This is a genomic window from Streptomyces sp. NBC_01429 (genome assembly GCF_036231945.1).
GTDB lineage: Bacteria > Actinomycetota > Actinomycetes > Streptomycetales > Streptomycetaceae > Streptomyces.
The window spans coordinates 5,907,209-5,928,348 of the sequence record NZ_CP109599.1 but is presented as its reverse complement, the minus strand read 5'-3'; the positions used below and the strand labels follow the sequence as shown (position 1 = coordinate 5,928,348).

At 72.7% G+C, this 21,140-nt stretch carries 19 protein-coding genes; 13 read left to right on the top strand and 6 right to left on the bottom strand.

Going from position 1 to position 21,140, the window contains the following annotated elements; genetic code table 11:
* Position 1: 1 nt before the first annotated feature.
* From OG627_RS26080 to OG627_RS26065, 4 genes are all read right to left on the bottom strand, one after another.
* Entirely contained in the window at positions 2-688 is a 687-nt protein-coding gene (locus OG627_RS26080; RefSeq protein ID WP_329069052.1) for a response regulator transcription factor, read from the bottom strand.
* Complete coding sequence (locus OG627_RS26075; RefSeq protein WP_329069050.1) at positions 685-1,980, bottom strand: sensor histidine kinase; 1,296 nt, start codon at positions 1,978-1,980, stop codon at positions 685-687. The genes OG627_RS26080 and OG627_RS26075 overlap by 4 nt, the downstream gene beginning before the upstream one ends.
* A gap of 210 nt (positions 1,981-2,190) precedes the next feature.
* Positions 2,191-2,472, bottom strand: coding sequence for a PspA-associated protein PspAA (pspAA, locus tag OG627_RS26070; protein WP_114625365.1), 282 nt, complete (start codon positions 2,470-2,472; stop codon positions 2,191-2,193).
* A gap of 9 nt (positions 2,473-2,481) precedes the next feature.
* Positions 2,482-3,276, bottom strand: a complete 795-nt coding sequence (locus OG627_RS26065) for a PspA/IM30 family protein (protein ID WP_329069046.1) — start codon at positions 3,274-3,276, stop codon at positions 2,482-2,484.
* Between the two features lie 282 nt (positions 3,277-3,558).
* Here OG627_RS26065 and OG627_RS26060 point away from each other — a divergent pair, with 282 nt between their 5' ends.
* The 4 genes from OG627_RS26060 to OG627_RS26045 all read left to right on the top strand — a co-directional run bounded on the left by OG627_RS26060 (position 3,559) and on the right by OG627_RS26045 (position 7,989).
* Entirely contained in the window at positions 3,559-4,155 is a 597-nt protein-coding gene (locus OG627_RS26060; RefSeq protein ID WP_329069044.1) for a DUF3043 domain-containing protein, read from the top strand.
* A 59-nt stretch (positions 4,156-4,214) separates the two neighbouring features.
* On the top strand, positions 4,215-4,949 hold the full coding sequence (locus tag OG627_RS26055; protein WP_329072991.1) for a class I SAM-dependent methyltransferase: 735 nt from the start codon (positions 4,215-4,217) through the stop codon (positions 4,947-4,949).
* Positions 4,950-4,985: 36 nt separating this feature from the next.
* The gene (locus OG627_RS26050; protein WP_329069042.1) at positions 4,986-6,797 is read left to right on the top strand and encodes an ABC transporter ATP-binding protein; all 1,812 of its coding nucleotides are present in this window, start codon (positions 4,986-4,988) and stop codon (positions 6,795-6,797) included.
* A 103-nt stretch (positions 6,798-6,900) separates the two neighbouring features.
* Entirely contained in the window at positions 6,901-7,989 is a 1,089-nt protein-coding gene (locus OG627_RS26045) for a S1C family serine protease (protein ID WP_329069040.1), read from the top strand.
* A gap of 99 nt (positions 7,990-8,088) precedes the next feature.
* Here the strand turns inward: OG627_RS26045 and OG627_RS26040 are convergent, their stop codons facing one another.
* Positions 8,089-8,298 (bottom strand): hypothetical protein, encoded by a 210-nt coding sequence (locus OG627_RS26040; protein WP_329069039.1) that lies wholly within the window; start codon positions 8,296-8,298, stop codon positions 8,089-8,091.
* Positions 8,299-8,391: 93 nt separating this feature from the next.
* Here OG627_RS26040 and OG627_RS26035 point away from each other — a divergent pair, with 93 nt between their 5' ends.
* From OG627_RS26035 to OG627_RS26020, 4 genes are all read left to right on the top strand, one after another.
* Positions 8,392-9,618, top strand: a complete 1,227-nt coding sequence (locus OG627_RS26035; protein WP_329069037.1) for a bifunctional adenosylcobinamide kinase/adenosylcobinamide-phosphate guanylyltransferase — start codon at positions 8,392-8,394, stop codon at positions 9,616-9,618.
* Positions 9,619-9,667: 49 nt separating this feature from the next.
* Positions 9,668-10,759 carry a nicotinate-nucleotide--dimethylbenzimidazole phosphoribosyltransferase gene (gene cobT / locus OG627_RS26030; protein WP_329069035.1) on the top strand — a complete coding sequence of 364 codons (1,092 nt, stop codon included), beginning with the start codon at positions 9,668-9,670 and terminating at the stop codon, positions 10,757-10,759.
* A 74-nt stretch (positions 10,760-10,833) separates the two neighbouring features.
* On the top strand, positions 10,834-12,648 hold the full coding sequence (locus OG627_RS26025) for a phosphatidylglycerol lysyltransferase domain-containing protein (RefSeq protein ID WP_329069033.1): 1,815 nt from the start codon (positions 10,834-10,836) through the stop codon (positions 12,646-12,648).
* The gene (locus OG627_RS26020) at positions 12,645-13,349 is read left to right on the top strand and encodes a hypothetical protein (RefSeq protein ID WP_329069030.1); all 705 of its coding nucleotides are present in this window, start codon (positions 12,645-12,647) and stop codon (positions 13,347-13,349) included. Before OG627_RS26025 ends, OG627_RS26020 begins: the two co-directional genes overlap by 4 nt.
* Here OG627_RS26020 and OG627_RS26015 read toward each other — a convergent pair.
* Complete coding sequence (locus OG627_RS26015) at positions 13,289-14,053, bottom strand: hypothetical protein (protein WP_329069028.1); 765 nt, start codon at positions 14,051-14,053, stop codon at positions 13,289-13,291. The two genes, OG627_RS26020 and OG627_RS26015, sit on opposite strands and share 61 nt — an antisense overlap.
* 95 nt (positions 14,054-14,148) lie before the next feature.
* Here OG627_RS26015 and OG627_RS26010 point away from each other — a divergent pair, with 95 nt between their 5' ends.
* The 5 genes from OG627_RS26010 (at position 14,149) to OG627_RS25990 (ending at position 20,957) form a co-directional block, all read left to right on the top strand.
* Positions 14,149-14,970, top strand: coding sequence for an adenosylcobinamide-GDP ribazoletransferase (locus tag OG627_RS26010; RefSeq protein ID WP_329072989.1), 822 nt, complete (start codon positions 14,149-14,151; stop codon positions 14,968-14,970).
* Between the two features lie 244 nt (positions 14,971-15,214).
* Entirely contained in the window at positions 15,215-16,744 is a 1,530-nt protein-coding gene (locus OG627_RS26005; RefSeq protein WP_329069025.1) for a leucyl aminopeptidase, read from the top strand.
* A gap of 213 nt (positions 16,745-16,957) precedes the next feature.
* The gene (lpdA, locus tag OG627_RS26000; RefSeq protein ID WP_329069023.1) at positions 16,958-18,346 is read left to right on the top strand and encodes a dihydrolipoyl dehydrogenase; all 1,389 of its coding nucleotides are present in this window, start codon (positions 16,958-16,960) and stop codon (positions 18,344-18,346) included.
* Positions 18,347-18,406: 60 nt separating this feature from the next.
* Entirely contained in the window at positions 18,407-20,212 is a 1,806-nt protein-coding gene (gene sucB, locus OG627_RS25995) for a 2-oxoglutarate dehydrogenase, E2 component, dihydrolipoamide succinyltransferase (protein WP_329069021.1), read from the top strand.
* A 121-nt stretch (positions 20,213-20,333) separates the two neighbouring features.
* Complete coding sequence (locus OG627_RS25990; RefSeq protein WP_329069019.1) at positions 20,334-20,957, top strand: GntR family transcriptional regulator; 624 nt, start codon at positions 20,334-20,336, stop codon at positions 20,955-20,957.
* The last annotated feature ends 183 nt before the right edge of the window (positions 20,958-21,140 follow it).

Genomic DNA, 21,140 nt, shown 5'->3' with positions numbered 1-21,140 from the left:
GTCAGTCCACCCTCGGACGTACCAGGCCCGACTCGTACGCGATGACGACGAGCTGTGCGCGGTCGCGTGCGCCGAGCTTCGCCATCGCCCGGTTGACGTGGGTCTTCACGGTCAGCGGGCTGACCTGGAGGCGCTCGGCGATCTCGTCGTTGGAGAGGCCGCCGGCGACCTGGACGAGCACTTCGCGCTCGCGCACGGTGAGGGCTTCGAGGCGCGCGGAGCGGCCGGTGCCGCTCCGGTCGGGGTCGGCGCCGCCGCCCTGGGCGAGGAAGGTGGCGATGAGCCCCTTCGTCGCGACGGGCGAGAGCAGCGCGTCGCCCGCCGCCGCGATCCGGATCGCGCTGAGGAGTTCCTCCGGCTCCGCGCCCTTGCCCAGGAAGCCGGAGGCCCCGGCGCGCAGCGACCGCACCACGTACTCGTCGACCTCGAAGGTGGTCAGCATGACGACATGGACCCCGTCGAGGTCCGGGTCGGCGCTGATCGTGCGGGTGGCGGTGAGGCCGTCCGTACCGGGCATCCGGATGTCCATCAGGACGACATCGGGGCGGGTGGCGCGGGCGAGTTCCACGGCCTGCGCCCCGTCTGCGGCCTCCCCGACGATCTCCATGTCGGGCTCGGAGTCCACCAGTACGCGGAACGCGCTGCGCAGCAGTGTCTGGTCGTCGGCGAGCAGCACCTTGATCGTCATGCGTTCTTCCCCTGCCGCGTACGGTCGTTGACGGGCAGTATCGCCTGGGTGCGGAAGCCGCCGCCGTAGCGGGGGGCGGCGGTGAGGGTGCCGCCGAGGGCCGTGACGCGCTCGCGCATCCCGATGAGGCCGTGGCCGCCGCCGTCGGGTTCGCCGGGGTCGGGGTGGCCGGGGTCCGCGTCAGTGTCCGCGCCGGTGTCCGTACCGTTCACGGGCGCCCCGGTGCCGCCGCCGTTGTCGAGCACGGTGATCTCCACGGTCGCGCCGAGGTGGACGACGCTGACCTCGGCCCTGGCCGTCGGGCCGCCGTGCTTGCGGACGTTGGTCAGGGCCTCCTGGATGATCCGGTACGCGGCGAGGTCGGCGGCGGCGGGCAGGCGCTGGGCGTGGGCCCGGCCGTTCATCGCGAACTCCACGGGCAGTCCCGCGTTGCGGAAGGTGTCCAGCAGGCGGTCGAGGTGCGCGAGGCCGGGGGCGGGTTCCGTGGGGGCCGCCGGGTCGCCGGACTGCCGGAGCAGCCCGACGGTGGCGCGCAGCTCGCTGAGCGCCGAGCGGCCGGCCTCCCGTACGTGTGCGAGCGCCTCCTTGGCCTGGTCGGGGCGTTTGTCCATGACGTGCGAGGCGACGCCCGCCTGCACATTGACCAGCGCGATGTGGTGGGCGACGACATCGTGCAGATCGCGGGCGATCCGCAGCCGCTCCTCCGCGACCCTTCTGCGCGCCTCCTCCTCGCGGGTGCGCTCCGCCCGTTCGGCGCGCTCGCGGATGGCGCCGACGAAGGCCCGCCGGCTGCGTACGGCGTCGCCGGCGGCGCTCGCCATGCCGGTCCAGGCGAAGATCGACAGGTTCTCCTGGGCGTACCAGGGGCCGGGGCTGAGGATCATCGCGACGGCGGTGAGCACGGACATGGTGGCGACCCCGACCCGCCAGGTGGTGGGCCGGTCGGTGCGTGAGCCGACGGTGTAGAGCGCGATGACGGCGCTGAGGACGAGGGGCGCGGGCGGCTGGGCCAGCAGGAGTTCGAGGAGGGTCAGCCCGGCGGTGCAGAACAGCACGGGCATGGGGGCGCGGCGCCGGAAGACCAGCGCGGCGCCGCTGAGCACCATGAGCAGGACGCTGACCGGGTCGGGCGTGCGGGTGCCGAAGGTGGGGCCCTCGGGGCTGCCGTGGTCGGTGAACGACCCGAAGATCATGCAGGCGAGGACGGCGGCGGCCAGCGCGCCGTCCGAGGCGAGCGGGTGTGCGCGTGCCCAGCTCCTTGTGCGGGTGTACGCGCTTTCGATTCGGCTCACATCGGGCAACGGTACGGGGTGCGGGCGCGCGCCGGAACGCACGAGCGCCCCGCACCGTGTGGGTGCGGGGCGCGGACGAGTCATTCCGAAGGAGCGTCGTCCGGCCGAAGGCCGAGCAGACGGGACTTCGGAATGACTCGTCCAGGAGTGGCTGGAGTGCGGATGCGGACGGCCGCGCCCTCCGCTGCCGGGAGGACGGAGCCCGCCCCGTCAGGAGGACGGGATCAGGCCGTCGTCGTTCAGCATCGCGCGGACCTCTTCCATGGTCGCGCCGGGCGCGGGAAGAATCAGCTCGGACGGCTCCAGAGCGTCGTCCGGCAGCGGCTCGCCGAGTTCGCGGACCTTGTCCAGGAGCGCGTGGAAGGTGCGGCGGAAGCCGGCCTCGTCCCCGTCCCTGACCTCGGCCAGCAGCTCGTCGTCGAGCTTGTCGAGTGCGGCGAAGTGGCTGTCCGCCAGCTTCACCTGACCCTCCCCCATGATCCGTACGATCATGACGCGCCCCTACTGCTTGTCGAATTTATTGGTGGACGGCTGGGCGTCCTGCGTGCCCGTACCGCCGTTGCCGCCCTCGATCGCCTGGTTCGGCGTCGAGCCGCCGGCCAGCTCCGCCTTCATGCGCTGGAGCTCCAGCTCGACGTCGGAACCGCCGGAGATCCGGTCCAGCTCGGCGGCGATGTCGTCCTTCGCCATCCCGGACTGGTCGTCCAGGGCGCCGGAGGCGAGCAGCTCGTCGATCGCGCCGGCCCGCGCCTGGAGCTGTGCGGTCTTGTCCTCCGCACGCTGGATGGCCATGCCGACGTCGCCCATCTCCTCGGAGATGCCGGAGAACGCCTCGCCGATCCGGGTCTGTGCCTGCGCCGCCGTGTAGGTGGCCTTGATGGTCTCCTTCTTCGTACGGAAGGCGTCGACCTTGGCCTGGAGGCGCTGCGCGGCGAGCGTGAGCTTCTCCTCCTCGCCCTGGAGCGTCTGGTGCTGCGTCTCCAGGTCGGTGACCTGCTGCTGGAGCGACGCGCGGCGGGACAGCGCCTCGCGCGCCAGGTCCTCGCGGCCCAGCGCCAGCGCCTTGCGGCCCTGGTCCTCCAGCTTGCTCGACTGGCCCTGCAACTGATTCAGCTGCAATTCCAGCCGCTTGCGCGACGTCGCCACATCGGCGACACCGCGGCGCACCTTCTGAAGCAGCTCCAGCTGCTTCTGGTACGAGTAATCGAGGGTCTCGCGCGGATCCTCGGCCCGGTCAAGGGCCTTGTTGGCTTTCGCGCGGAAGATCATCCCCATACGCTTCATGACACCGCTCATGGGCTTCGCGCGCCCCCTTCTGACGGACTCCAGCTACAGCACTCCAACAGAACCCACAGTACGGGCCCTGCCTCTATTACCGCACTGTTCCAGCGCGGATGCGCTCCTCCCCAAGGACGACTGGCCGCCCGTACGCTCGGACGCAGGGAGTAGGAAACCCTGGGCGACCGTGGCGAAAAGTGGGGACAATACCCACTCTGTCCCTGTACTGACGCAGGACGTTGCGGGATCGTTCCCCGTGGGGGTGGGGCCGAACCACGACACCCCGTACCCTTGGGCTTTGTGTTCCGAAGCCGCTCCAAGGAAGAGAAGGCCACCGCCACCAAGGTGACGGCGGACCTCTCCACGCAGCCCCGCGACCCGCAGGCCCCCAAGGGCCGCCCGACCCCCAAGCGCAGTGAGGCCGAGTCGCAACGCCGACGCGCCTCCACGACGCCGACCGACCGCAAGACGGCCATGAAGCGCCAGCGCGAAGCGCGGCGGGCCGACCTGACCAGGCAGCGCGAAGCGCTGGCCAGCGGCGACGAGCGTTACCTGCCGGCCCGTGACAAGGGCCCGGTGCGCCGCTTCGTCCGCGATTTCGTGGACTCGCGGTTCGCCATCGCCGAGTTCTTCCTGCCGCTCGCCGTCGTGATCCTGGTGCTGAGCATGGTCAGGGTCGGCGCGCTCCAGAACATCGCGCTGCTGCTGTGGCTCGGTGTGATCGTGCTGATCGTCGTCGACTCGATCGGCATCTGGCTCCGGCTCAAGAAGCAGCTCGCCGAGCGCTTCCCCGACACCCCCAAGCGCGGCGCGGTGGCCTACGGCCTGATGCGTACGCTCCAGATGCGCCGACTGCGCCTGCCGAAGCCGCAGGTCAAGCGCGGAGAGCGGCCCTGAGTACGGAGGTCTCCGGCTTCTCGGGCGCACGGGTCAACTGGCTCGCCGGGCTCGGGGGGCTGCGTAACGTCGTCCGCCAGGAGCTGGTCGCGCGCCAGCTCGACGAGCAGATAACCGCGCGTTTCCCCCTCGGGAAGCGGCTGCGGGTGCTGGACGTCGGTATGGGCCAGGGCACGCAGGCGCTGCGCCTGGCGCGGGCCGGTCACACCGTGACCGGTCTCGAATCCGATCCCGGGATGCTGGCCACGGCGCGCGAGACGTTCGCCCAGGAGCCGGCGGGCATACGGGAGCGGGTCAGGCTGATCGAGGGCGACGGCCTGGAGACCGGGGTGCACTTCCTGCCCGGCAGCTTCGACGTCGTGCTCTGCCACGGCGTACTGATGTACGTGGCCGAGCCGGACGCGATGCTCGCGGGCCTGGCCCGGATGCTGGCGCCCGGCGGTCTGCTGTCCCTGCTCGTGCGCAACGGCGACGCGCTGGCCCTGCGGCCCGGCCACGCCGGGGACTGGGACGGCGCGCTGGAGGGCTTCGACTCGGCCATGTACACCAACCGCCACGGACTGCGCGTCCGGGCGGACCGGCTGGAGGCGCTGACCGCGACGCTGGCGGGGATCGCAGCGCCGCTGCACGCCTGGTACGGGGTGCGGGTCTTCACGGACGCCTCGGCCGCCGACGCGGTGCCGCCCGTCGGCGAGGAGCTGGAGCGGCTGCTCACGGCGGAGGACCGGGCGGGACGTACGGAGCCGTACCGCAGGGTGGCGGCGATGCTGCATCTGTGCGGGGTCCGTGGCTGAGTCAGGTGTGGGGCGCGGTTGTGCGTCCTCTCCAGGATGAGCAGCACAGAAGTGAACAGCGTCGCGTCCGGCGCGCGGGAGACACCCAAGCTGCCCGCCCGGGAGACCTGGCGGGCCCTGTACCGGCATTTCCGGCCGCATCGCGCGACGGTGGCCCTCGGCGCGCTGCTGGCGCTGATCGGCACGGCGACCGGGCTGGCGCAGCCGCTCGCCGCGAAGGCCCTGGTCGACCGGCTCGGTGAGAGCGGCTCGATCACCGGGGTCCTGCTGCTGCTCACCGGGCTGGTGGTGTTCGGTACGGCGGTCCAGGCGCTCGGCTCGTACCTGCTGGAGCGGACCGCCGAGTCCGTGGTCCTCGCCGCCCGCCGCACCCTGATCGGGCGGCTGCTGCGGCTGCGGCTGCCGGAGGTGGAGCGGACCCAGCCGGGCGATCTGATGTCCCGGGTCACCTCGGACACCACGCTGCTGCGCGCGGTGACGACGCAGTCGATCGTCTCGGCGGCGACCGGCAGCCTGGCGTTCCTGGCGACGATCACGCTGATGGGCTGGCTGGACCCGGTGCTGCTGGGCGTCACGCTCGGGGTGATCGTGGTGATCGGCAGCGCCGTCGCGCTGGTGATGCCGAGGATCGCGCGGGCGGCCAAGCGCTCACAGGAGGCGGTCGGGCACATATCCGCGGTGCTGGAGCGGGCCTTCGGGGCGTTCCGCACGCTCAAGGCGTCGGGCGCCGAGGGCCGGGAGACCGCGGTGGTGGAGACGGCGGCCCGGGACGCGTGGCAGCACGGGGTGGCGGCCGCGAAGTGGCGGACGGTGGCCGGGGCGTCGGTCGGGCTGGCCGTGCAGGTGTCGTTCCTGGCGGTGCTGGGGGTGGGCGGGGCGCGGGTGGCGTCGGGGGCCATCTCCGTATCGACGCTGGTCGCCTTCCTGCTGTTCCTGTTCTATCTGATCGACCCGGTGTCCGATCTGGTGAACGCGGTGTCGCAGTACCAGGTGGGTACGGCGGCGGTCGCCCGGATCGTGGAGGCGGAGCGGCTGGAGACGGAGACGCTGGAGGCGGAGCCAGGAGTTCCTGGCGCCCCGGGCGAGGGGCCGGTCTCGGGCCGGGGTCCGGCCTCGGTCGTCTTCGAGGACGTGTCCTTCCGCTACCGCGACGACCTTCCGTACGTCCATCGCGGGGTCTCCTTCGAGGTGCCGGGCCCGGGGATGACGGCCTTCGTCGGCCCGTCCGGAGCGGGCAAGACGACGGTCTTCGGGCTGGTGGAGCGGTTCTACGAGGCGAGCGGCGGCCGGGTCCTGCTCGACGGGCGCGATGTGCGCGACCTGCCGCTGGCCGAGCTGCGCGCCGCCATCGGCTATGTCGAGCAGGACTCCCCCGTGCTGGCCGGGACGCTGCGCGAGAATCTCGTCTTCGCCGCGCCGGACGCCTCCGAGGAGGAGATCCGGGAGGTGCTCGTACGGGCCAGGCTCGACGGGCTGGTGGAGCGGCTGCCGGACGGTCTGGACACGCTCGTCGGCCATCGCGGCTCCAAGCTGTCGGGCGGCGAGCGGCAGCGGGTGGCGATCGCGCGGGCGCTGCTGCGCAAACCCCGGCTGCTGCTCCTCGACGAGGCGACGTCGCAGCTGGACGCGGTCAATGAGCTGGCGCTGCGGGACGTGGTCACGGAGGTGGCCGCCGAGGTCACGGTGCTGGTGGTGGCGCACCGGCTGTCGACGGTGACGCTGGCGGACCGGATCGTGGTGATGGACGCGGGGCGGGTACGGGCGGTGGGCACGCACGAGGAGCTGGTGGCGGGGGACGCGCTGTACGGGGAGCTGGCGGCGACGCAGTTCCTGGCGGCGGCGCGCTGAGGCAGGGGGGTGCCCCCGGGCACCCCCTCCGCGTCTCTCCCCGACCCCCTGATCGGCGGCGTACCGCAGGCCGGGCCCCGGGGACAAACGGGATACTCCGGGCATGACTGCTTCTCTTCACCGCCGTCCCCCGCGCCGGATCCCGCTGACCCTGACCGCCGTGACCTGCCTGGTCGCGCTGGTGGGCGGCTGCTCGGGCACCGCCGCCACGGGCTCCGGCACGTCGATGTCCGGTACCACCACGCGGGCCGCCGCCGAGCGGCGCAGCGGAAGCGACCTCCAGACGGACTACGAGACGGTGATCAAGAACGTGCTGCCGTCGGTCGTCCAGATCGAGACCGGCAACGACCTCGGCTCGGGCATCGTCTACGACGGCCAGGGCCATATCGTCACCAACGCCCATGTGGTCGACAAACAGCGGTCGTTCACGGTCACGGTGGCCAACAGCGAGCAGCCGCTCAGGGCGACGCTGGTCTCCAGCTACCCGCAGCAGGATCTCGCCGTCATCAAGCTCGACTCGGTGCCCAGCGGGCTGAAGGCGGCGAAGTTCGGTGACACCGCCCAGGTCGCCGTCGGCCAGATCGTGCTGGCCATGGGGTCGCCGCTGGGGCTCTCCGGCAGCGTCACCCAGGGCATCGTCTCGGCCGTCGGACGGACCGTCAGCGAGGGCTCGGAGGGCGGCGGTACGGGGGCCACGATCGCCAACATGGTGCAGACGTCGGCCGCGATCAACCCGGGCAACAGCGGGGGCGCGCTGGTCAATCTGAACGGCGAGGTGATCGGCATTCCGACGCTCGCCGCGACCGATCAGCAGCTGGGCAACGGCGCGGCGCCCGGGATCGGCTTCGCCATTCCGGTGTCCATGGTCAAGACGGTCGCCGACCAGATCATCAAGAACGGCCGGGTCACCGACTCGGGGCGGGCCGCCCTGGGCATCACGGGCCGTACCGTCCTCGGTCCCGACCTCCAGCCCGCGGGGGTCGCGGTGGTGGCGACCACGAAGGGCGGCGCGGCGGCCGGGGCGGGGATCAGGGCCGGGGACATCATCACCAAGCTGGGCGGCTCGCCGGTGACCTCGATCGAGTCGCTGTCCGAGCAGCTCGCGTCGGACCGGCCGGGTCAGAAGGTGAAGGTGACCTTCAGCCGGTCGGGGACGGCGAAGACGGTGGAGGCCACGCTCGGCAAGACGTGAGCCGCCACGAAGCCGCGGTGGCGGCCGCGGCGCGACGGCCGTGGCTGCACGGGAGGCTCCCGTGCAGCCACGGCTACAGCCGTCGCGCGTCGCGCCCGGTCAGCTCCCGTCGGCCCGGAGGCTCATCGGACCGTAGATCTTGCTGCCGTCCTCGAAGAGCGTGACCTGCTCCGCGCCGCCCTTCAGGAGGTCCTTCCAGACCTCGCCGACCCACGACTCGGCGTCCCCCTGCGTGGTGAACTCCTCCGGCTCCACCGCCGGGGCGACCTCCGTCCCGTCGGCCGTCTCGAACCGCCACGTCCACGCCATGTGCGCCTCCCGATCCCGAGAAACTGATCAAATTTCCTGCCCGCAGCGTAGCCGGGCGCGCACCCTGAGCGGTGACGCGGGAGGATCGTCCTCGTGGAACTGACTCTGCTCGGCACCGGAGCCCCCGCCGGACTCCCCCGCCCCCACTGCCCCTGCGCCGCGTGCGCGACCGCACGCGGCGCGCGGGCCCGCGCCGCCACCGCGCTGCTGGTGGACGGCGTCCTGTTGCTGGACCTGACCCCGGGGGCCGCGCTCGCGGCGGCCCGCGCCGGGCACTCGCTGGCCGGGGTGCGGCAGGTCCTGCTCACCCATCCGCACGACGGACCGGCCGTGGAGCTGCCCGCCGGGCTGCCGACGGCGGGCCGGGTCGCCGACGGCCGGGTGCTGACGCTGCTCGGCGGGCACCGGGTGCGGGCGGTGGCGATGGACGCTCCGGGCACGGGGTACGAGGTGACGGCGTCCGGCGGGGAGCGGCTGCTGTACCTGCCGCCGGGCGGGGCGCCCGCCGGGGTGCCGGACAACGGCGGCGGCACCTCGGCACCGGCCGCCGTGCCGGCTCCGTACGACATGGTCGCCGCGGATGTGGTCGGCCGGCCCGACGCGGTGGCCCGGCTGCGGGCGGCCGGGGCGATCGGGCCCGCGACCGATGTGGTCGCCGTGCATCTGGACCACGACGTACCGCCCGGCGCCGAACTGGACCGGCGGCTGGCCGCCGCGGGCGCGCGGGCCGTGCCGGACGGGACGACGCTGACGGTCGGCGCGTACCACCCCGTACCGGAGGTGCCCCGGCGCACGCTGGTGACCGGCGGAGCGCGCTCGGGGAAGTCCTGGGAGGCCGAGCGGCGGCTCGCGGCCTTCCCCGACGTGCTGTACGTGGCGACGGGCGGCGGGCGCGACGGCGATCCGGAGTGGGACGCCCGGGTACGGCTGCACCGTGAGCGCCGGCCGTCGTCCTGGCGGACGACCGAGAGCTGTGACCTGGTGCCGCTGCTGGCCCAGGACGGTCCGCCGCTGCTGATCGACTGCCTGTCGCTGTGGCTGACGGACGCGATGGACCGGGTGAACGCGTGGGACGACGCGGCGTGGGCGGCGGGCGGCGAGAAGTCGCTGCGCGACCGGACGGCGGAGCTGGCGCGCGCGGTGCGCGAGACCCGGCGCACGGTCGTCGCTGTGACCAACGAGGTGGGCGGGGGCGTGGTCCCCGCGACCGTCTCGGGCCGCCGCTTCCGCGACGAACTGGGCCGGCTGAACGCGGCGGTGGCGGCGGAGTGCGAGCACCTGCTGCTGGTGGTGGCGGGCCAGGCGCTGCCCCTGCGGTGAGGGCCGGAGGCGAGCCGGGCCCGCGGAGGACAAGCGATAGTGTCGGCGGATGAGTTCGCTTAATCTCGACGACTTCTCCGACCTGATCGAGCGCCCCGACGGCGCGATGCGGCGCGACGCCGAAGAGCGCCGGGAGCGGCTGACCGTGCCGGCCGGGGCGCTCGGGCGCCTGGACGAGCTGGGCGACTGGCTGGCCGCCGCGCAGGGTGCCGTACCGGTCAGGGCGATCCGGCAGCCGCGCGTGGTGCTGTTCGCCGGGGACCACGGGGTGGCCTCCCTCGATGTGTCGGGGCGGCCCGCGAAGGGCGCGCACCGGCTGGTGCGGGCCGTGCTGGAGGGCGAGAGCCCGGTCGCCGTGCTGGCCCGCCGGGCGGAGGTGCCGGTACGGATCGTGGACGCCGGTCTCGACTGCGACCCCGGGCTGCTGCCCGACGAGGTGGTACGTCATCGGGTGCGGCGCGGCAGCGGGCGGATCGACGTCGAGGACGCGTTGAGCGCGGAGGAGGCGGAGCGGGCCGTACGGCTGGGCATGGCGATCGCGGACGAGGAGGCGGACTCGGGGACGGATCTGGTCGTCCTGGGCGATCTGAGCGTCGGCGGCACCACGGCGGCGGCCACGCTGATCGCCGCGCTGTGCGGCACGGACGCCTCCGTGGTCACCGGCCGGGGCGGCGCGGGCATCGACGACCTGGCGTGGATGCGCAAGTGCGCGGCGGTCCGGGACGCGCTGCGCCGGGCGCGGCCGGTCCTCGGGGACCAGCTGGAGCTGCTGGCGACGGTCGGCGGCGCCGATCTGGCGGCGATGACGGGCTTCCTGCTCCAGAGCGCGGTGCGCCGGATGCCGGTGATCCTGGACGGCGTGGTCTCGGCGGCGTGCGCGCTGGTCGGGCAGCGGGCGGCGTTCCGGGCGCCCGACTGGTGGCTGGCGGGGCAGTTGAGCGGGGAGCCGGCGCAGGCGAAGGCGCTGGACCGGATGGCGCTCAACCCGTTGCTCGACCAGGGCGTCACTGTGGGGGAAGGTTCCGGGGCGCTGCTCGCGCTTCCGCTCGTCCAGGCGGCCGCCGCTCTCGCGGCGGAGCTGCCGGAGCGGCCCGGGACCGAGAAGGAATCCGCCGAGAAGGAAACCATCGGGATCGAGTGAGACATCGGATGCGACCGCCGGTCGGCGGTCGCATCGTCCGACGTGGAACGCGATGCCCCATATCATCGCGTTTCATGGGAGATGTTCAGTTGGCTGCCGACCGATCGACCCGGGCCCCGGTCTCCGCCCGGGATGTCACCGCGGAGCGGGGCACCGCGCGTTCGCGGCGGAGCGCGGCGTTCGCCGTCTGGTACCTGCGCGTCGTCGCGTTCATGAACTTCCTGAGCGCCTTCTGGGTCTCCTTCGGCCAGGATCTGCGGCGGCACAACACCCAGGACCTGTTCACCCCGTACATGCTCACGGCCGGCTTCGCCTCGGGCGCCTTCACGCTCTTCCTCGCGATCACCATGCGCCGCCGCAAGCGCGCCGCGTGGATCCTCAACCTCGTGATCGCCGGGTCCTTCCTGCTGCTGCTCGCCCTCGTGATGATCCTTCCGGAGATCCGGCACTATCCGCAGAACTGGGTCTCCCTCGGCCTGACCGCGGCCTTCGTGGGCGCGCTGCTGCTGGGGCGGCGGGAGTTCTACGCCAAGGGCGACCGGTCCAATCCGAAGCTGGCCGCCGCCGTGGCGGTGGGCGGTCTGCTGGCCGCCTCGCTGCTGGCCGATCTGCTCGTCACCCTCACCAACACCGGGCACGGCGGTTCGACCTTCGCCGAGCGCTGGCGGTACGGCGGGATGCGGCTGGTCTCGCTGTCCACGGACGGCGCCCGCTTCCCGGGGATCTCCACGCCGGGCTGGGTCAATGTCACCATCAACGTGCTCTCCACCCTGCTGCTGCTCGCCGTGCTGTACGCGGCCTTCCGCTCCCGCCGGGCCGTCGACCCGCTGACCGAGGACGACGAGGCGCGGCTGCGGGTGCTGCTCGACCGGCACGGGGAGCGCGATTCCCTGGGGTACTTCGCGCTGCGCCGCGAGAAGAGCGTCATGTGGTCGCCGAGCGGGAAGTCCGCCGTCGCCTACCGGGTCGTGGGCGGGGTCTCCCTCGCGTCCGGCGATCCGATCGGCGATCCGGAGGCGTGGCCCGGGGCGATCGACCAGTGGCTGGCCGAGGCCAGGGAGCACGGCTGGATTCCGGCCGTCATGGGGGCGAGCGAGGAGGCCGGCACGATCTACGCCCGGCACGGCATGGACGCGCTGGAGCTGGGCGACGAGGCGATCGTGGAGACCGCCGACTTCGCCCTGGAGGGGCGTGCGATGCGGACCGTGCGCCAGGCGTACAACCGGGTCGCGCGCGCCGGTTACCAGGTCCGCGTCCGCCGCCACGAGGACATCCCCGCCGACGAGATGGCCCAGCTGCTGCGCCGCGCCGATGACTGGCGCGACGGTGCCACCGAGCGCGGCTTCTCGATGGCGCTCGGCCGGCTCGGGGACCCGGGCGACGGGCGGTGCGTGATGCTCGAATGCCGGGAGAACGGCCCGGAGGGGCCCGGCACCGGCGAGCTGAAGGCGGTGCTGAGCTTCGTGCCCTGGGGGCCGCACGGCCTCTCGCTCGACCTGATGCGCCGCGACCGGGACAGCGAGAACGGCCTGATGGAGTTCATGGTCATCGAACTCCTCCAGCGCGCCGGAGAGATCGGGATCACTCAGGTCTCACTGAACTTCGCGATGTTCAGGTCCGTCTTCGAGCGCGGCGCGAAGCTGGGCGCGGGTCCGGTGCTGCGGATGTGGCGTTCGCTGCTGAGCTTCTTCTCCCGCTGGTGGCAGATCGAGTCGCTCTACCGCGCCAACGCCAAGTACCGCCCGATCTGGGAGCCGCGTTTCATGCTGTTCGAGAAGAGCGCCGATCTGCTGCGCATCGGCGTGGCGGCGGGCCGCGCCGAGGGCTTCCTCGAAGCGCCCGCCCTGCCGGGGTGGTTGCACCGCAGACGGCTGGAGAGCCGCCGGTGAACCGTGCGGGTCCGCGCGAGGTCGCGCGCCGCGAATGGGGACCGCCGGTCCGGGCCGTACGGGGAGCGCTGGCGGCACGCGGACCGCGCGCCGTTCCGCTGACGATCGGGGCGGTGCTGCTGACGGGGCTCCTCCAGGTCGTGCAGAACCAGCCGTGGGGCTACCGGCCGGTGATGGACCTCGGCGCGGTACGGGCCGAGGATCCGCTGTGGGTGGCCCTGCTGCGTACCCCGCTGTCGCTGTTCGTACCGGCCCTGGACCTGCCGGTGTGGGGCGCGCTCGGGCAGATCCTGGTGGTCTTCGGGCTCGCCGAGATCTGTCTGGGACGGTGGCGCACGCTGGTGATCGCGTACGTGGCGACGCTGGCCGGGACGCTCTACGCGCGCGTGGGGATCGCGCTGGGGCCCGACGCGTTCTTCGGGCTGCCCGCCTCCGACGCGCTGATCGTCGACACCGGCCCCTCGGCCGCCGTGGTGGGGCTGGCGCTCTTCGTGTGCCGCCGCTACCGCGCGTGGTGGACGGGCGGGGCGCTGATCGCCGGCCTGGTGGTCGAGTGCGTCGTCAAGGACAACCTGGCGGGGCGGGAGCATCTGGCGGCGACGGCCGCCGTCCTGGTGGTGTGCGCGGTGCTCTCCCGGATTCAGCGGCCGCGCGGCGGCAGCCCCCGTTCCCCGTCGGGCGTCCCGCCGATCCAGTCCTGAATCCGGCGGCGCGGGCCCGCCCAGCGGGCGTCGCGCCGGTAGGCGCGCAGCGCGGCCCTGGCCCGCGCCTTGGGGCGGTCGCGGTAGACGCGGCGGGCGTACGGCGAGGTCGGCTTGGCCAGCCGGAACGCGCCGACGAGCGCGACGAAGGGCACCAGGGTGCCGACGAGCGCCATCCGCAGCTTGCCCTTGACGAGGGTGATGAGCACGAAGACGAAGTTGACGAGCAGCGTCAGCACGGCCGAGCCCCGGCTCTGCTGCTGACCGGGGGTCAGCGAGCTGACGTCGAGCGGCGAGAACCCGCTGAGCACCAGCAGCGCCAGCGCGGCGGCCATGATCACGGCTTCCACGCTCTGCCGGCCCTGCTCGGTCCAGTAGACGTCGTGCAGGTGCAGGATCAGCGCGAACTCGTCGAGCACCAGGCCCGCGCCCACGCCGAAGATCACCGCGCAGACCGAGGCGCCGATCCCGTGCCGGCCGCTGCCGACCGCGCCGAAGCCGCCGATCACGGTCAGGATGACGCCGGGCACCACGTGGTGGATGTGCACCCCGCCCGGCGCGATGTTCCGGAACGGCCCCTTGCCGGCCCGGATGAGCCGGGTGACCGTACGGGTCAGGGCGAAGGTGAGCACGAAGGAGGCGAGGGCGAGCAGCGTGGGGAGCTTGCCCGGCTCGACGATGTTCTGGTGAAACCAGTGACCCATGCCACCTGCTTCCGAATGGTGCGGTACGGGTAATTTATCGGCTTTTGCCAGCTGCACGGTTCCGGCGCCCGGACTACGCTCGCGCGATGACTTCCATGGACGGCGGTACGGACGGCGAGGCGGCCCGGGTTCCGGCCGGACGCGCCTCGGCGGCCGACGGCGCGCGGTTCGCCTTCGGCACCCTCACCGTGCTGCCGGTACGGGTGGGGCGCTGGGACCGCCCGGCCGCCCGCGCCGGGATGCTGTGGGCGCCGGCCGCCGGGCTGGTCGCGGGCGGCGCGGCAGCGGCGGCGGGCGCGCTGCTGCTGTGCGCGGGCGCGACGCCGCTGCTCGCGGCCGTCGCCACCGCCGCCGTCCCCGCCGTACTGACCCGGGGCCTGCATCTGGACGGGCTCGCCGACACCGCCGACGGCCTGGGCAGCGGCAAACCGGCCGAGGACGCGCTGCGGATCATGAAGCGGTCGGACATCGGCCCGTTCGGGGTGATCACCCTGCTGCTGGCCCTGCTCTCGCAGGTCGCCGCCGTGAGCGCGCTGTACGACGAGAGCGGCGCGCGCGGGGCTCTCGCCGTCGTCCTGGCCGGGGTCACGGCCCGGCTCGCCCTCACCCTGGCCTGCCGTACGGGCGTACCGCCGGCCCGCCCCGACGGACTCGGCGCGGCGGTGGCCGGGGCCGTGCCGGTCCGGGCGGCGGTGGCCGCCGCGCTGCTCGGCACCGGGGCCGCCGCGGCGGCGGGCGCGCTGTTCGGCCCCCTCGGCGCCGCGCACCACGCCCTGGCGGTCCTCGCCGCCCTCGGCGCCGCGCACCTGCTGCTGCGTCACTGCGTACGGCGCTTCGGCGGGGTGACCGGGGACGTCTTCGGAGCGCTCGCGGAGACGGCGGCGACGGTCGCGCTGGTCGCGCTGGCACTCGGGTAACCACCGGCCGCCATAGGCCCGGAAGCCGTTACCACCGGCGGGCGCCCGCGACGGGGGCAATCATGGAAAAGCCGCCCACAGCCACGTGAACCGCCGCCCCCGTGAGCGCCGTACATCACTGAGCGTAGGCTCGTTCCCGCCGCTGTCCCGGCCGGATCCCGATCGTGGTCGTTACGATGCGGCGGGCACGGTCGGCCCACCCCTCGACCGCCAAAGAACTCTACGGAAGCGAGATTTCACCACCGTGACTGCTCTCACTCTCTCCACCTCCGGCGCGGCGACGCTGCGCGCGGACGCGGTCGTCGTCGGCGTCGCCAAGGGCGCCAAAGGGCCGGTAGCGGCGCCGGGATCCGAGGCCGTGGACCAGGCGTTCGACGGAAAGCTCGGCAGCGTGCTGGAGACCCTCGGCGCCTCGGGCGCCGAGGGCGAGGTGACCAAGCTGCCCTCGCCCGCCGGGCTGAAGGCGCCGGTCGTCCTCGTGGTCGGGCTCGGCTCCCTCCCCGACAAGGACGAGGCGTACCCGGCCGAGACCCTGCGCCGGGCCGCCGGCTCCGCCGCCCGTGCCCTGTCCGGTGTGAAGAAGGCCGCGTTCGCGCTGCCCGTCGAGACGTCCGAGGACGTCGCGGCCATCGCCGAGGGCGCCCTGCTCGGCGCGTACGCCTTCACCGCCTACCAGGGCGGCGAGAAGGGCGCGAAGAAGGGCGACGGCCCCAAGCGCCCCCTCGCCGAGATCGCCCTCCTCGGCGCCAAGCCGCGCGACAAGGCGCACAAGGCGGCCGCCGAGCGCGCGATCGCGCTGACCGAGGAGATCAACCGCGCCCGCGACCTGATCAACACCCCGCCGAACGACCTCACCCCCGAGGCCTTCGCCGCCGTGGCCACCGCCGCCGGCAAGGAGAACGGCATCAAGGTGCAGGTCCTCGACGAGAAGGCGCTCGCCAAGGGCGGCTACGGCGGCATCCTCGGCGTCGGCCAGGGCTCGGCCAACCCGCCGCGCCTGGTCAAGCTCGCCTACACCCACCCGGAGGCGGAGAAGACCCTCGCTCTGGTGGGCAAGGGCATCACCTACGACTCGGGCGGCATCTCGCTCAAGCCCGCCGGGCACAACGAGACGATGAAGTGCGACATGAGCGGCGCCGCCGCCGTGTTCGCCGCCGTCGTGAGCGCGGCGCGGCTGGGCCTCCGGGTCAACGTCACCGGCTGGCTGGCCCTCGCGGAGAACATGCCGTCCGGCTCGGCCACCCGCCCGGGTGACGTCCTGCGCATGTACAGCGGCAAGACCGTCGAGGTCCTCAACACCGACGCCGAGGGCCGGCTCGTCCTGGGCGACGCGCTGACCCGCGCCTCGGAGGAGAACCCGGACGCGATCGTCGACGTCGCGACCCTCACCGGCGCGATGATGGTGGCGCTGGGCAACCGTACGTTCGGCATCATGGCGAACGACGACGCGTTCCGCACCTCGCTGCACGAGATCGCCGGGGAGGCGGGCGAGGCGTCCTGGCCGATGCCGCTGCCCGCCGATCTGCTCAAGGGCATGGACTCCCCCACCGCCGACATCGCCAACATCGGCGAGCGGATGGGCGGCGGACTGGTCGCCGGACTCTTCCTGAAGGAGTTCGTCGGCGAGGGGATCACCTGGGCGCACCTGGACATCGCCGGCCCCGCCTTCCACGAGGGCGCCCCGTACGGCTACACGCCCAAGGGCGGCACCGGCTCCTCGGTCCGTACGCTGGTCAAGCTGGCCGAGCGCACGGCCTCCGGCGACCTCGGGTAGCCACGACGTCGCCTTCGGCGACGGGCGCGGGGGTGCGGGACGGGTACGGCGTGTGCCCCCTGCCACCCCCGCCCCCGCCGGACGCCGCACCGTGCGAAGATGGGTAATCGGCAGGACAGGGCCCCCACCACAGGGCCGAAGACATAGCGGCCGAAGACCAGCCGCCGCCCGGTCACCGGACCGCGCCCGGCGCACATGCATGGAGGACGTGACGTGGCGAACGACGCCAGCACCGTTTTCGACCTAGTGATCCTCGGCGGCGGTAGCGGCGGTTACGCCGCGGCGCTGCGCGGAGCGCAGCTGGGCCTGGACGTCGCACTGATCGAGAAGAACAAGCTGGGCGGCACCTGCCTGCACAACGGCTGCATCCCCACGAAGGCCCTGCTGCACGCGGGCGAGATCGCCGACCAGGCGCGCGAGAGCGCGCAGTTCGGCGTCAAGGCCACCTTCGAGGGCATCGACATCGCGGGCGTGCACAAGTACAAGGACGAGGTCGTCTCGGGCCTGTACAAGGGCCTTCAGGGTCTGGTCGCCTCCCGCAAGGTCACGTACATCGAGGGTGAGGGCCGGCTGTCCTCCCCCACCTCCGTGGAGGTGAACGGCCAGCAGGTCCAGGGCCGTCACGTCCTGCTCGCGACCGGTTCCGTACCGAAGTCGCTGCCGGGCCTGGTGATCGACGGCGACCGGATCATCTCCTCGGACCACGCGCTGACCCTGGACCGCGTTCCGCAGTCCGCGATCATCCTGGGCGGCGGCGTCATCGGCGTGGAGTTCGCCTCCGCGTGGAAGTCCTTCGGGACGGATGTGACGGTCGTCGAGGGCCTCAAGCACCTCGCGCCGCTGGAGGACGAGAACAGCTCCAAGCTGCTGGAGCGCGCCTTCCGCAAGCGCGGCATCAAGTTCAACCTCGGCACGTTCTTCGAGAAGGCCGAGTACACCGAGACCGGCGTCCGGGTGACCCTGGCCGACGGCAAGACCTTCGAGGCGGAGGTGCTGCTGGTCGCGATCGGCCGCGGCCCGGTCTCGCAGGGCCTCGGCTACGAGGAGCAGGGCGTCGCGCTCGACCGCGGTTACGTGGTCGTCGACGAGTACATGCGGACGAACGTGGAGACGATCTCCGCCGTCGGTGACCTCGTCCCGACCCTCCAGCTCGCGCACGTCGGCTTCGCCGAGGGCATCCTCGTCGCCGAGCGGCTGGCCGGCCTGAAGACCGTACCGATCGACTACGACGGCGTGCCCCGGGTGACCTACTGCCACCCCGAGGTCGCCTCCGTCGGTATCACCGAGGCGAAGGCCAAGGAGATCTACGGCGCGGACAAGGTCGTCGCCCTCAAGTACAACCTCGCGGGCAACGGGAAGAGCAAGATCCTCAAGACCGCCGGCGAGATCAAGCTCGTCCAGGTCAAGGACGGCGCCGTGGTCGGCGTCCACATGGTCGGTGACCGTATGGGCGAGCAGGTCGGCGAAGCGCAGCTGATCTACAACTGGGAGGCTCTGCCGGCCGAGGTCGCGCAGCTCATCCACGCCCACCCGACCCAGAACGAGGCGCTCGGCGAGGCCCACCTGGCCCTGGCCGGCAAGCCGCTGCACTCCCACGACTGATGGTTCAGTCCGGGCGCGACGACGACCACTTCCGCACATCTGTTAGGAGCAACTGAAACCATGGCGGTTTCCGTAACCCTGCCGGCGCTCGGCGAGAGCGTCACCGAGGGCACTGTCACCCGCTGGCTGAAGGCCGAGGGTGAGCGCGTGGAGGCCGACGAGCCGTTGCTCGAGGTCTCCACCGACAAGGTCGACACCGAGATCCCGGCGCCCGTCGCCGGTGTGCTGGCGTCCATCAAGGTCGCCGAGGACGAGACCGTCGAGGTCGGCTCCGAGCTGGCGATCATCGACGACGGCACGGGCGGCCACGAGGCGGCCCAGCCGACGGAGGCCGCCGCGGCCCCCGCCCCGGCAGCCGAGCCCGCCCCGGCGCCCGTCGCCGAGGCCCCCGCGGCTCCGGCTCCGGCCGCCGAGCCCGCCCCCGCTGCCGCCGCCCCTGCCGGTGGCGCCTCCGGTACCGACGTCACGCTGCCCGCGCTGGGCGAGTCGGTCACCGAGGGCACCGTCACCCGGTGGCTGAAGGAGGTCGGCGAGGAGGTCGCGGAGGACGAGCCGCTCCTTGAGGTCTCCACCGACAAGGTCGACACCGAGATCCCCGCCCCGGTCGCCGGTGTGCTGCTGGAGATCGTGGTCGGCGAGGACGAGACCGCCGAGGTCGGCGCCAAGCTCGCCGTGATCGGTGCTCCGGGTGCCGCTCCGGCAGCCCCCGCCGCCCCGGCCCCGGCCGCTCCGGCTCCTGCCCCGGCCGCTCCGGTCCAGGAGGCCCCGGCCCCCGCTCCGGCTCCCGCGCCCGCCCCGGCTCCTGCTCCGGCCCCCGCGCCGGTCCAGGCCGCGCCCGCCGCTCCGGCCGCCCCCGCGGCTCCGGCGCCCGCGCCGGTCGCGCCCGCCGCCCCGGCCCCGGCTCCCGCCGCGACCGCCGGTGACGACGGCGCGTACGTCACGCCGCTGGTCCGCAAGCTCGCCTCCGAGAACGCGGTCGACCTCAGCACCGTCAAGGGCACCGGCGTCGGCGGCCGTATCCGCAAGCAGGACGTCATCACCGCCGCGGAGGCCGCCAAGGCCGCCGCCGCCAAGGCGCAGGCCCCGGCCGCCGCTCCGGCTCCGGCCGCCGCGTCCAAGGCGCCGAAGCTGGAGACGTCCCCGCTGCGCGGGCAGACCGTCAAGATGACCCGCATGCGCAAGGTCATCGGCGAGAACATGATGAAGGCGCTGCACACGCAGGCCCAGCTGACCTCCGTGGTCGAGGTGGACATCACCAAGCTGATGCGGCTGCGCGCGCAGGCGAAGGACTCCTTCGCCGCCCGTGAGGGCGTCAAGCTGTCCCCGATGCCGTTCTTCGTCAAGGCGGCGGCCCAGGCGCTGAAGGCCCACCCGGTCATCAACGCCCGGATCAACGAGGACGAGGGCACCATCACGTACTTCGACTCGGAGAACATCGGCATCGCCGTGGACTCCGAGAAGGGTCTGATGACCCCGGTCATCAAGGGCGCGGGCGACCTGAACATCGCCGGCATCTCCAAGAAGACCGCGGAGCTGGCGGCGGCCGTCCGGGCGAGCAAGATCACCCCGGACGACCTGGCCGGCGCGACCTTCACCATCAGCAACACCGGCTCGCGCGGTGCCCTGTTCGACACGATCATCGTGCCGCCGAACCAGGTCGCCATCCTGGGCATCGGTGCCACCGTCAAGCGTCCCGTGGTCATCAACCACCCGGACCTCGGCGAGACCATCGCGGTGCGCGACATGACCTACGTCGCGCTCTCCTACGACCACCGTCTGGTGGACGGCGCCGACGCCGCCCGCTACCTGACCGCGGTCAAGGCGATCCTCGAAGCCGGCGAGTTCGAGGTCGAGCTCGGCCTGTAAGGCTCGACCCGAACGCCTGTAGGCACCCTGTACGGCAACGGCGCCCCCGCCCGGAATCTCCTCCGGGCGGGGGCGCCGCCGTATCGTTGTCCATCGACCGCCGACCCCGAGGAGCCCTTTCATGACCGCGCCCGTCGTCCACTCGCTGCGCGAACAGATCCGCGAGCACATCGTGGAGGGGATCGTCAGCGGTCGCTGGAAGCCGGGCGAGCGGATCGTGGAGCGGCGGATAGCGACCGAACTCCAGGTCAGCCAGACCCCCGTGCGCGAGGCCCTGCGCGAGCTGGAGAGCCTGCGGCTGATCGAGTCCGCGCCGAACAAGGGCGTACGGGTACGGAATCTGACCGCGGCCGATCTGGAGGAGAGCTACCCGGTACGGGCGGGGCTTGAGCAGATCGCCGCCGAGCTGGCGGCCGAGCGCCTCGCCGCGGACTGCTCCGCGCTGGAACCGCACGTGAGCGCGCTGTACACGGCGGACAGCCTGGCCGACGGCACCGCCCAGGTGCGGCACACCGTGGGCTTCCACCGGGAGCTGGTGCGGGCCGCGGGGAACGGCGTACTGCTGCACACCTGGGAGGGGCTGGGCATCGAGGTCTTCACCGCGCTGTCGATCCGCTGGCTGGGAACCGTGCAGAAGTCGTACGCCGAGGAGCACCAGGAGCTGGTCGAGGCGTTCCGGCGGCGCGATCCCGGCATTGGCGCACTGGTGAAGGACCATGTGCTCGGATGTGCACCACGCGCCTGAATTGCCCCTTACTTCATGATTTCACCCCAGTCACTCGGTGCCCACTATCACGGCACGGGATGCCAATTCCTTGAGATCGAGAAGTTTTTCCTTTCAACCCTTTGATCGATCATCGATCAACGAATTACAGTCGACGACGGGCTGCACCCAGCCCTTCGCCCTGTCCTGCCAGACAAGGCCATT

Coding starts and splice junctions, on each gene's coding strand:
- OG627_RS26080 (WP_329069052.1), bottom strand. CDS start 688: ATGACGATCAAGGTGCTGCTCGCCGACGACCAGACACTGCTGCGCAGC.
- pspAA (WP_114625365.1), bottom strand. CDS start 2,472: ATGATCGTACGGATCATGGGGGAGGGTCAGGTGAAGCTGGCGGACAGC.
- OG627_RS26065 (WP_329069046.1), bottom strand. CDS start 3,276: ATGAGCGGTGTCATGAAGCGTATGGGGATGATCTTCCGCGCGAAAGCC.
- OG627_RS26050 (WP_329069042.1), top strand. CDS start 4,986: ATGAGCAGCACAGAAGTGAACAGCGTCGCGTCCGGCGCGCGGGAGACA.
- OG627_RS26045 (WP_329069040.1), top strand. CDS start 6,901: ATGACTGCTTCTCTTCACCGCCGTCCCCCGCGCCGGATCCCGCTGACC.
- OG627_RS26040 (WP_329069039.1), bottom strand. CDS start 8,298: ATGGCGTGGACGTGGCGGTTCGAGACGGCCGACGGGACGGAGGTCGCC.
- cobT (WP_329069035.1), top strand. CDS start 9,668: ATGAGTTCGCTTAATCTCGACGACTTCTCCGACCTGATCGAGCGCCCC.
- OG627_RS26025 (WP_329069033.1), top strand. CDS start 10,834: ATGGGAGATGTTCAGTTGGCTGCCGACCGATCGACCCGGGCCCCGGTC.
- OG627_RS26015 (WP_329069028.1), bottom strand. CDS start 14,053: ATGGGTCACTGGTTTCACCAGAACATCGTCGAGCCGGGCAAGCTCCCC.
- OG627_RS26010 (WP_329072989.1), top strand. CDS start 14,149: ATGGACGGCGGTACGGACGGCGAGGCGGCCCGGGTTCCGGCCGGACGC.
- sucB (WP_329069021.1), top strand. CDS start 18,407: ATGGCGGTTTCCGTAACCCTGCCGGCGCTCGGCGAGAGCGTCACCGAG.
- OG627_RS25990 (WP_329069019.1), top strand. CDS start 20,334: ATGACCGCGCCCGTCGTCCACTCGCTGCGCGAACAGATCCGCGAGCAC.